Origin of the sequence: Rathayibacter sp. AY1C5 (assembly GCF_002931705.1) — a bacterium.
Classification (GTDB): Bacteria; Actinomycetota; Actinomycetes; order Actinomycetales; family Microbacteriaceae; genus Rathayibacter.
This window is the reverse complement of sequence record NZ_PSWD01000059.1, coordinates 1-2,392: the sequence shown is the minus strand read 5'-3', so window position 1 is coordinate 2,392 and position 2,392 is coordinate 1. Positions and strand designations below refer to the sequence as shown.

Here is a 2,392-nt window from a genome sequence, read left to right as displayed (position 1 = left end):
TGCGCGACTGGGCGACCCTGCTGCGCCAGGGCGCGAGCGAGCAGTTCCTCGCCGGCCGCACGGCCACGGTGAGCGGATTCGTGACCCCCGACGCCTCCGTGACCGCCGCTGCGCCCACCGGCGACACCGCCTCGTTCAGCGTGCGCGACTGGGCGACCCTGCTGCGCCAGGGCGCGAGCGAGCAGTTCCTCGCCGGCCGCACGGCCACGGTGAGCGGATTCGTGACCCCCGACGCCTCCGTGACCGCCGCTGCGCCCACCGGCGACACCGCCTCGTTCAGCGTGCGCGACTGGGCGACCCTGCTGCGCCAGGGCGCGAGCGAGCAGTTCCTCGCCGGCCGCACGGCCACGGTGAGCGGATTCGTGACCCCCGACGCCTCCGTGACCGCCGCTGCGCCCACCGGCGACACCGCCTCGTTCAGCGTGCGCGACTGGGCGACCCTGCTGCGCCAGGGCGCGAGCGAGCAGTTCCTCGCCGGCCGCACGGCCACGGTGAGCGGATTCGTGACCCCCGACGCCTCCGACCCCGAGAACGTCTTCTACATCGCCCGCTTCGTCGTCACCTGCTGCGCGGTGGACGCCCAGCCGGTGGGCGTGCCGGTCTACCAGGCCGGCTGGGCCGACACCTGGTCGGAGGGGCAGTGGCTGGAGGCGAGCGGCGGCTTCGGCGCGAACCCGAGCGTCACCAGCGCCGAGGCGGTCGTGCTGGAGCCGGAGGCGCTCACTCCGATCGACGAGCCGGCGATGCCGTATGTCTACTGAGCGCGGCGCGAATCCTGAGCGCGGCGCGTCTCCGGAGCGCCGCACGTCGGCGCAGAGCGGGCGACGGTCCGAAGGCGGCGCGCGGCGGGCTCCCGGCCTCGACTCCGCAGGCGCCTCCCGCTTCCCCCGCCTGTTCTGGGCGGTCGTCGCGGTGCTCGTCCTCGCGGTCGGAGGCCTGACCGCCGCCACCGTCGCGAAGGGGCCCCGGGTCGCCTCCCTCGAGGTCAGCACCGACGGCGTCGTCGAGCGCGACGGCTCCCGAGCCCGCCTGCACCTCGACCAGGCGCTCGAGCCCGACGCTCTCGACCGCGTCCGCGTCGCTCCGGACGCCCCGCACACCGCCGAGCTCGACGGCGGCGTGCTCACCGTCACCTTCACCGACACCCTCCGCTACGCCACCCGCTACGAGATCGGGATCGACGACGCCCGCAGCGCCGCGACCGGCTCGGCCGCCGACGTCTCCGCCTTCTTCACCACGAAGGACCCCGACCTCTTCACCCTCGATCGCACCGCCGACGACCCCTCGCAGCCCGACGCCGTCCGCGTCCGCCCGCTCTCCGGAGGCGACGCCCGGGTCCTCGTCACGGCCGACCGGATCCAGGACTACGCCGTCGTCGGCCCGGTGCTGGTCGTCGTGACCATCGAGCCGGACGACACGAACCTCCTCCGCACGGTCACGCTCGACACCGGCTCCGAGGGCGTCATTCCGCTGCCCGGCCCCGGGACCGTGCGCGAGCTGCACTCCTCGCCCGAGAAGGGCGTGCTCGGCTGGACCTTCACCGGGCAGGCGCCGTCGGGCCCGCTCGACCGCGCCCTCTACTCCTACGACCTCACCGACCAGAAGGCCGAGGCGGTCCCCGTGGTCGGGATCGACGGCGGGCCGCTGCGGGCGCGCGACTGGATGTTCGTGCCCGGCACCACCTCCGTCGTCACCCACTCGCTCGACGACACGGTGCTCCTGCTCGACCTGCTGACGCCCGGCTCGATCAGCCCGCTCGGGCAGCACGCGGAGCTGCGCGGATTCGTGCCCGGCGCGAACCGGCTCGTGGTCGCCGATCCGGAGTCGGGCTCGCTGATCGACCTGGCCGACGGCTCGGTCGAGACGCTCGCCCTCCCGCCGGCGGACGTGAGCGCGACCGCGTCGCCCGTGCAGATCCTGCTCCTCGACTCCGGGAGCTACGTCGAGCTCGAGGCCGAGTACGCACCGGAGACGGGCGCGACCCAGTACTCCGTCGTCCGCGTCGACGCGTCCGGCACCTCGGAGGTGTTCCGCACCTCGCCGACGGGGCGCATCCGCGGCGTCTGCCTCTCGCCGAACGGGCAGTACCTCGCCGTCGAGACCGTCTCGGTCGAGGGCCGGCCGGACGACTACCCGGGCGAGCCGGGCTTCAGCGCGACCTCGACCGTGCTCGTCGACCTCGGCACCGGCGACACCGCGCGCAGTGTCAACGGGCGCTCGCGCGACTGGTGCGCGTAGGGGGCGGGCCGACGACCGGCTCGTCCACCTGACTGATTGCTGGCGGCCCGGAAGTACCGGATCGTTCAGCAGATCATCGAGAACGACCAGCGCGCCGAGCTGAGCGTCGCGGACCGCACCGCCGCGTGGGCGCAGCTCGCGTTCGAGGGCGTGT

2 protein-coding genes are annotated in these 2,392 nt (G+C 74.3%); both read left to right on the top strand.

The genetic code is table 11. The features are described from left to right. Positions 1-761: TIGR03943 family putative permease subunit (locus C5C57_RS17445; RefSeq protein ID WP_104297938.1), on the top strand; the 761-nt coding region annotated here is incomplete at its 5' end. Continuing rightward, on the top strand, positions 751-2,238 hold the full coding sequence (locus C5C57_RS17440) for a hypothetical protein (RefSeq protein WP_104248331.1): 1,488 nt from the start codon (positions 751-753) through the stop codon (positions 2,236-2,238). The genes C5C57_RS17445 and C5C57_RS17440, both read left to right, overlap by 11 nt. The last annotated feature ends 154 nt before the right edge of the window (positions 2,239-2,392 follow it).

Coding starts and splice junctions, on each gene's coding strand:
- C5C57_RS17440 (WP_104248331.1), top strand. CDS start 751: ATGTCTACTGAGCGCGGCGCGAATCCTGAGCGCGGCGCGTCTCCGGAG.